Raw genomic sequence first — 8705 nt, forward strand, 5'->3', positions numbered from 1 at the left:
CAGATACTCCTGCCAGTTCCACCACCTCCGGACGAAGTCACGGTTGTAGAGCCGGTTCTCCACCAGATAGCGCGCGATCGCGAGGAAGATGGCGGCTTCGCTCCCCGGATAGGGCGCGAGCCAATGGTCCGCGTGAGTCGCGGTATTCGACAACCGCACGTCGAGCACGATGAGCTTCGCGCCGTCTTTCTTGCCCTCGATGATGCGCTGGGCATGGGGATTGAAGTAATGACCCGACTCCAGATGGGCGCTCACCAGGAGAATGACTCGGGCGTTCGCGTGATCGGGGCTCGGGCGATCGTAGCCCATCCAGTAGTGGTAACCCGCCCGGGCACCCGATGAGCAAATGTTCGTGTGCGAGTTGTGACCGTCGAGCCCCCAGGCAGCCATCACGCGTTCGGTGTAGCCGTCTTCGCCGGGTCGGCCGACGTGGTAGAGGACTTCGTTACGCCGTTCCTCCTGGATCGCCTTGCGGACGCGGCTCGCGATGTCGTCGAGCGCCTCGTCCCAGGAAACTCGGTGCCACTGGTTCGCTCCGCGTTTTCCGCTTCTCTTCAGCGGATCAAGGATGCGGTCCGGATCGTTGATCTGATTGACGGTGGCGGGCCCCTTGGCACAATTGCGTCCGCGGGAAGCGGGGTGCTCCGGATTTCCCTCCAGCTTCCGAATTTCCCCGGTGTCGCGATCGACATAGGCGAGAAGCCCGCAAGCCGACTCGCAGTTGAAGCAGGTGGTGGGCACCAGCATGTAGCGACGTTCGACTCGCCGCGGCCAGGCACGGGTGTCGAGCTCCACCCAATCATCCCAGCGCTCCTTGGGCGGAAAGGACGCGAGTCCGATCCGGCTCGGTCCGGAATAGAACGTTTCCCCGCGGGCCTCGGTTTCCCTTCGGTCTGCCTTCACCCGTGTGGCCTGCGGTCTCTCCTTCATCGAGCCCCCTTCATGCGAGCGGTACGACCTGCGCCGCCTGGACGTGGGCATGCTCGTAGGCGAGCAACCCAATGAGCGCGGCGAGGGCCGGGAACAATCCCAACTGCGGGGCAAAGACTCCGAGGCTCGTCAGCACGACCGAGCCCCAGAAGTATTTGCGATAGGCGCCGTGCGTCATTTCCCAGGCGGCCAGTCGCGCGTGTGCGGTGACGTGAGCCAGCGTGCTCTCGCCCCAGATCAGGAGGAGATGGAGGGCGCTCGAGGCACCGACGATCCACTCGAGAGATCGAACCGCCGCGGGCTCCCAGGCCAACGCGAGAGGAAGCAGGGTCGCGGCCCCGGCGAGAAGCGCGTGAACGGCGAACTGCAGCGGAAGGAGCGGATTCTGCCATAGGTCCCGCGCCTTCGACTGCGCGAACAGATAGGCCGTATAGATGGCGGTCATGAGCGCCAGAGGGATTCCGGCCAGCGTAAGCGCGGACTGGATCCCGTGCGTCCCACCGAGGCTTGCCATGAAATGGACGCCGAGCACCACCGAGTAGCCGGCGATGACGAAAGCGCCACGGACCAACCAGCTCTGCCATCTGGCTCGAGTGAAGATCATATAGAAGCGCTCGGGGTGCTCGAGGTCCCAGATGAGTATCGCACCGGTCGCCGCGAGAAACGCGCCGCCCAGAATCGGCGCACCCCAGAGCCACAGCGGACTTCCCACAGGAACAAGCCCGAACAAGAACAGCAGCGCCGCCACCAGGTACGCACCCGAAGCGATCCCCTTGGTCCAGGTGTAGAGGCTGACCCGCCAGTCCCACGGCGCCCGGTGGGGAACGTCGTACGCGAGAAGGGCGGAGGCGGCGTTGTTGTACCCGTCCGGGCAGCCGGAAGTCACCTGATTGGCGTTCTCTCCCTGCTCGCTCCAGAGGAAGAGCTTGCCTTCTGGCCGGCGCGCGGCGATGGGATCGAGCGTGGCCTGGTGGGCACCCTGATAGAAGAGCTTGGGCCGCGTATCCTTCTCCGGTCGTCTCACGGTAACCGCTTCCCTGCCGACCGTTTTCGCCACGCGAGAATCGGGATCAAGGAGATCGCCCACGAAGATGGCTTCCGTTGGGCATACCACCACACAGGCCGGCTCGAGCCCTACGTCGATTCGATGCGCGCAGAAGTTGCATTTTTCGGCGGAGTGATCCTCGGGATTGATGAAGATCGCGTCGTAGGGACAGGCGGCGATGCATGCCTTGCAGCCGATGCAGATCGATTTGTCGAAGTCTACGATGCCATCGCGACGCTGATACATCGCGCCTGTCGGGCAGGCAGCCGCGCAGGGCGGGTCGTCACATTGATTGCATCGGGTCACCTGGAAGCTTCGTCGCGCGTGGGGGAACGTTCCCACATCGACGTACTTGACGTATGTCCGGTTCACCGAGAGGGGAACGAGATTCTCCGACTTGCAGGCCGTACTGCACGCGTGACACCCGATGCAGCGCGTGTGATCGATGACCTTCGCCCACTTTTTCGTCCCTTCGGTCGCGGCCTCAGTGTGGGGTTCCATCGTTAGAAACATCTCTCCTGCGGTCGAAGTGGTATCAAAAAAATGGGATGGACGCGAGCGTCCCAGCGGTCCGGTGCGGCCGGCTTCAGTCCATGGATTTTCCGGGCGAGCCGGGGTACAGTCCGCTTCGATGCGTATCGCCATCCTGCTCGCTCTCGCTCTTCTAGCGCCGTCTTTCACGAGCGCCCAGGGGCTCGCTCCGCCGGTCGCCAAGGTCGTTCCTTACAAGCTCGAAGCTCACGGCCAGGTTCGAACCGACAATTACTACTGGCTCAAGGAGCGCGACGACCCCGATGTCGTCGCTTACCTCGAAGCAGAGAACGCGTACCTCGACCGGATGATGGGTCACACGAAAGGGCTTCAGGACGCGTTGTTCCGGGAAATCACCGGGAGAATCAAGAAAGACGACGACTCCGTGCCCTATCGTTACCAGGGCGACTACTACTACCGTCGCTACGAGCAGGACGAGGAATATCCCATCTACTGCAGGAAGAAGGGCTCTCCGGAAGGCCAGGAGGAAGTTCTCGTCGACGCCGATGAGCTCGCTAAAGGATATGAGTTCTTCTCCATCCGGGTATCGCCATTCTCGGTGAGCCCGAGCGGTGCGACGCTCGCGTTCGCGGTCGATACGGTGGGCCGGCGCTTCTATACCGTTCGCTTCAAGAACCTCGTATCGGGCGCAATGTACGAGGAGGAGATTCGAAACGTCACCGGCAACGGGGTCTGGGCCAATGATGGCAAGACTTACTTCTACACGAAGCAACACCCCGAGACTCTGCGTTGGTACCGCGTGTACCGCCACGTCGTCGGGACCGATCCCATCCAGGACGTCCTGGTATACGAGGAAAAGGACGAGACATTCGATGTCTCGGTCCTCAGAACGAAATCCGAGCGGTACGTCATGATTCGCTCCTCGCAGACGTTGAGCACCGAGTACCGGCTTCTCGACGCGAACGAGCCCCAGGGCGATTTCACGGTGATCCAGCCGCGGGAGCGCGATCATGAGTACTTCGTGGATCACCACGGCGACAGACTTACGATCAGGACCAACTGGAACGCCACCAACTTCCGCCTGATGGAAACCCCGGTGACCTCGCCGACGAAGGAACATTGGAAAGAGATCGTTCCCCACCGCGAGGACGTGCTTCTCAGCGGGTTCGAGCTATTCGACGACTACCTGGTGCTCGAAGAGCGCAAAGACGGTTTGAACCAACTGCGGGTTCGGCCCCGGTCTGACGAAGAGTACCTCGTCGACTTCGGCGAGCCGACGTACCTCGCGTTCATCGACATCAACATGGAGGCCGACACACCGACGCTGCGCTACACCTATACCTCGTTGACGACGCCCTGGTCGACCTATGACTATGACATGGCCAGTCGGCAAAAGACGCTTCTCAAACGTGAAGAAGTCGTCGGGGGCTACGATCCGTCGGACTACACGACCGATCGGCTCTGGGCCACGGCACGGGACGGAACGAGAGTGCCCCTTTCGATCGTTTTCTCCAAGAGCTTCGAGAAAGACGGCACCCGTCCCCTGCTCCTCTACGGCTACGGTTCTTATGGCTACAGCCTGGATCCGGTGTTCGAATCCGCTTTGCTGAGTCTTCTCGATCGCGGTTTCGCGTTCGCCATCGCCCACGTTCGGGGTGGCGAGGAGATGGGACGGGAGTGGTACGAGAGGGGCAAGCTCCTCGACAAGAAGAACACGTTCACCGACTTCATCGACTGCGCGCAGTTCCTCGTCGAGGAAGGCTATGCCAGCCGCGACCGCCTCTTCGCCGTCGGAGGAAGCGCCGGGGGCCTTCTCATGGGAGCCGTCGTCAACATGGCCCCCGAGCTCTTCAAAGGAGTCGTGGCGGAGGTGCCTTTCGTCGACGTCGTCACTACGATGCTCGATCCCGACATCCCGCTGACGGCCAGCGAGTACGACGAATGGGGCGATCCCAACAAGAAAGACTACTACGATTACATGCTCTCCTATTCACCCTATGACAACGTGGTGCCCAAGGCTTATCCCAACCTGCTCGTGACCACGGGATATCACGATTCTCAAGTCCAGTACTGGGAGCCGGCCAAATGGGTCGCAAAGTTGCGAGCGATCAAGACCGACGAGAACCTTCTGCTTCTCAAGACCAACATGGAGGCAGGTCACGGCGGCCCCTCGGGCCGCTTCCGTTATCATCGCCAGACGGCGCTCGAGTACGCGTTCTTTCTGAATCTCGCGGGAATCACCGAATAGGCGAACGACCGCTCGAGTACCGACCGTTCGCACCGTCGCCGCGAATGGACCATAATCTCCCTGGTCCGGCCGAAGGCGGAGGCGACGGGTCATGAATGCGACGAAGCGAATCACGGAGGCAGGTGCCGCCTTTCTCACGGTGCTGGGCATCACGCTCGCCGAGCCCGCGCAATCGAGTAGCCCGGAGACGTTCACGCTACTCGAGGCGACGATCGGCGACGTTCACGCCGCCATGCTCTCGGGACGCATCACATGTCGCGAGCTGGTGCAGAGTTATCTCGACCGCATCGAAGCCTACGACAAACAGGGTCCCAACTTGAACGCCGTCCAGACCTTGAACCCGCGAGCGCTCGAAGAAGCGGACCAGCTCGACGAAGCCCGCGAGTCCGGCGGGAAGCTGTTCGGGCCCTTGCACTGCATCCCCGTTCTCCTCAAAGACCAGGTCGAGACCGGCGATATGCCCACGACTTACGGCTCCGCGGTTTTTCGAGATTTCGTTCCCATTCGCGACGCCACCATCGTCGAGAAGATGAGATCGGCGGGGGCCATCATTCTCGCTAAGACGACGATGGGAGAGTTCGCCTCCCGCTACGTGGGCTCCGCTTTCGGCATCATACGCAATGCCTACGACCCCACCCGCAACCCGAGCGGCTCATCCGGCGGAACCGGCGCAGGCATCGCCGCCAACTTCGGGATGGTCGGGATCGGTGAAGACACGGGAGGCTCGATTCGAGGGCCGGCCGCGGTTCATAGCCTCGTCGGGTTGAGACCCACCGTGCCTCTCGTCAGCCGATTCGGCATGATGCCCGCGAAGCCCGCGAACGACACGCTCGGCCCCATGACTCGAACCGTCGGTGACGCCGCCATTCTGCTCGACGTCATCGCCGGGTACGATCCCAACGACCCGATGACCGCCTACGTGGTCGGGCATATTCCCGATTCCTACAGCGCGTTTCTCCGTGCCGATGGCCTCGAAGGGGCGCGGCTCGGGATCGTCCGCGAGCCCATGGATCCCAAGACCGATCGGGAATCGGAAGATTACCGGAAGGTGAGGACGGTGATCGACGCCGCGATTCGCGATCTCGGATCGCTCGGCGCCGAGCTCGTCGACCCCGTCACCATTCCCGACGCTCAGAAGCTCATCGAGAAGACCTACGACGAGAACGATTATGAAACTGAGGAAGCGACGAATGGTTATCTCGCCGAACATCCCAATGCACCCGCTTCCACTCTTCGACAGATACTGGTCACGGGCACGGTCACGCCCTGGCGCGCGACGAGCCTGTTGAACGTCGTTGGGAAGTCGACGAACGACGCCGCCTACCTTACCGCCCTGCACGCGAAGGAACGGCTTCGCCTGAGCGTCGTGAAGCTGATGGCCGACCTCGAGCTCGATGCGCTCGTCTATGCCACTTTCGATCACCAACCGACGCCCATCGCCCCCGACGTCCTCACGAACCCGAAACCCGACGATGCCTACGGAATCGGTAACAACCGCTACTTGAGCCCGGTGATCGGCTTTCCCGCAATCACCGTGCCCGCGGGCTTCACCGCCGACGCGCTTCCGGTAGGCATCGAGCTCATGGGACGGCCGTTCACCGAGGGCATGCTCCTGCAATACGCTTACGCCTACGAGCAGAAGACGCGCCATCGTAAGCCTCCGGAAACGACTCCGGAGCTCAAACCGAGGGCTCGGCAGTCACAGTAGCTTCATGCCGTCGAGGCTCGAAACAGACCCAGCCTCGTTCATGGCAGCCCCGCTCGATCGTTCAAGCTTCGTGAACCCACCGACCGCCGATCATCGTACGCTCGACAGGCACGTCGATGAGCGTCGAGGGTTCGACTCGCGTCGGATCTTGACCCAGGACGACCAGATCCGCGAGCTTGCCGGCCTCGATGGAACCCTTGTCGTTCTCCTCGTAGGATGCGTAGGCGCCGTGGAGGGTCCCGACACGAATGGCCTCCATGACGCTGATCTTCTGCTGCGGACCCCAGACGTTGCCTCTTGCGTCGGTACGGGTCACGCTCGACTGTAGCGCCATCATCGGCTCGAACGGCCCCGGAGGGTAATCGGACGTCTGCGTAACCCTGATTCCGGCATCGAGGAAGCTCCGGACGGCGAACATCCGCTCCAACCGTTCGGGTCCGTAGTGGACCATTTTCTCTCCATGATAGTAGACGTAGGTGGAGAACGGGTTCGGGATGGCACCCAGGGCGCGGATGCGCCTAACGAGATCGTCGTTGATGACCGTGCAATGTTCGAGCCGGAACCGAGGGTCCGGGCGCGGATTCTCTTTCTGGAGTGTCTCGTAGACCCGCAGGGTGATATCGATGCCGACGTCGCCGTTCGCGTGGATCGCCAGCTGCCATCCCGCGTCGTGGGCCTTTCGCGACTGCTCCAGGAGGTCCTCCTCCTTCGTCACGATGATGCCGTAATCATCGGGCCGGCCGATAAAGGGCTCGCTCAGGCGCGCCGTCCTCTCCGAGATGGAGCCATCGCAAATCTGCTTCACCGCTCCCACCTTGACCCACTCGTCACCGAGCCCGCTGCGAATGCCGGCTTCGAGCATCCTGTCGAGGTACTCATAGTCGATGAGCGTGTAGACCCGGAGCGCCAGCTCCCCCGCTTCGCGCGCATCCTGGTAGGACCTCAGGTCGTCCGGTGTGCCGAGCGCGTCGTGGGCCGATGTCACCCCGGCCGCAGCCATCATGTGGGAGATGAGCTTGACACCTTCTCGCGCCTGTTCGCGGGTGAAATCGGACGGAAGCGCTCGTATCGCCGCGAACGACGCATTCTCCTCGAGCTTTCCGTTCAACCGTCCATCGGCGTCGCGGCCCAGATGCCCGCCCGGCGGATCGTTCGAGCTCTCGTCGTAACCGAGTTTCTTCAGGGCGAGCGAGTTCACGTACGAGGTATGCCCTCCACGGTGCTCGATCACCACGGGATGCTCGGGTGCCACGTCGTCCAGATCGGCGCGCGTGAGAGCGCGTCCTTCCGCGGTCTTCGTATCGTCGTACTTGAACCCGGCGACCCACTCCCCGACGGGCGTTTCCTGAGCATAGGCACGGATCGCGCCCTTGATGGCCTCGATGGTACGGAGGTCGCAGTCGACCCGCGTCAGGTGACGAAGCCCCGAGTAGCCCAGATGGGTATGAGCGTCGACGAAACCGGGAACGACCGTCTTTCCTTCCAGATCCACGCGCCTCGTCCGCGCCGTTGCCAGGTTGAGCACCTCGTCGTCCGAGCCCACGGCGAAAAGCCGGTCCCGAACGATGGCGACTGCCTGCGCCTTCGGCTGGGAATCGTCGACCGTAATGAGGTTGCCATTGTGCAGGATCAGCTCGGCTTCGGTCCGCTCGAATGGCGCGAGGCCCAGCGCACCGAGGCTCGCCAGAAACTCTCGTCGATTAGGCTGGTGCATCGCTCGGAACCTACCATGGAGGATTCGCGAGCGGCAAAGCCGCGACCGCAGACTCGGAACCCTTTCGACCGCGCAGGGTTTTTCTAGGATGGCCTCCGGTAACCTGCATCAGTTCGCTCGAGTTCCGGCGCTGCGGATCGAGAATTGGCTTTCGTCGGAGGAACATCGTTTGTAACTTTTCGTTCTTATCGCCAGATTCTCCGGATGGTGCGACGTGAAGCAGACGGAGCGTGTCGATACGAGCCACCGTTTGCGAGCTGCGCTTCTCGGGCCAAACAGGGGCTCCCCGGGAGCCCGGCTCGGTCCGTACGAGATCACCGTGCCCATCGGCAAAGGCGGAATGGGCGAGGTCCACCTGGCGCGCGACACCAAGCTCGACCGCGAAGTGGCAATCAAAGTCCTTCCCGAGGAGCTCGCGGCGGATGCAGAGCGTGTCGCGCGGTTCGAACGAGAGGCAAAGCTCCTGGCGTCGCTGAACCACCCGAACATCGCAGGCATCTACGGGTTCGAGTCCAACGCGTTGGTGCTCGAGCTCGTGGAAGGCCCGACGCTGGCCGATCGAATTGCG

Annotated in this window: 6 protein-coding genes; 3 read left to right on the forward strand and 3 right to left on the reverse strand. The window is 62.4% G+C overall.

Going from position 1 to position 8705, the window contains the following annotated elements; all coding sequences use genetic code 11:
* Both VEK15_09990 and VEK15_09995 read right to left on the reverse strand, forming a co-directional pair.
* Positions 1 to 930: molybdopterin-dependent oxidoreductase (locus VEK15_09990; protein ID HXV61012.1), on the reverse strand; the 930-nt coding region annotated here is incomplete at its 3' end.
* 10 nt (positions 931 to 940) lie between these two features.
* On the reverse strand, positions 941 to 2476 hold the full coding sequence (locus VEK15_09995) for a 4Fe-4S dicluster domain-containing protein (protein HXV61013.1): 1536 nt from the start codon (positions 2474 to 2476) through the stop codon (positions 941 to 943).
* A 130-nt stretch (positions 2477 to 2606) separates the two neighbouring features.
* On the opposite strand from VEK15_09995, the gene VEK15_10000 reads away from it, so the two are divergent.
* Together VEK15_10000 and VEK15_10005 are read left to right on the forward strand one after the other, a co-directional pair.
* The gene (locus VEK15_10000; protein HXV61014.1) at positions 2607 to 4715 is read left to right on the forward strand and encodes a S9 family peptidase; all 2109 of its coding nucleotides are present in this window, start codon (positions 2607 to 2609) and stop codon (positions 4713 to 4715) included.
* 91 nt (positions 4716 to 4806) lie between these two features.
* Complete coding sequence (locus VEK15_10005; GenBank protein ID HXV61015.1) at positions 4807 to 6423, forward strand: amidase family protein; 1617 nt, start codon at positions 4807 to 4809, stop codon at positions 6421 to 6423.
* A gap of 61 nt (positions 6424 to 6484) precedes the next feature.
* On the opposite strand, the gene VEK15_10010 is transcribed toward VEK15_10005, so the two are convergent.
* A complete protein-coding gene (locus VEK15_10010; GenBank protein HXV61016.1) occupies positions 6485 to 8137 on the reverse strand; it encodes an amidohydrolase in 1653 nt (550 codons plus the stop codon).
* A gap of 214 nt (positions 8138 to 8351) precedes the next feature.
* Between VEK15_10010 and VEK15_10015 the strand changes: the two genes are divergently transcribed.
* Positions 8352 to 8705 (forward strand): protein kinase (locus VEK15_10015; protein ID HXV61017.1); only part of this gene is annotated, 354 nt, incomplete at its 3' end.

The sequence above is a fragment of the Vicinamibacteria bacterium genome, from assembly GCA_035620555.1.
Lineage (GTDB): Bacteria > Acidobacteriota > Vicinamibacteria > Marinacidobacterales > SMYC01 > DASPGQ01.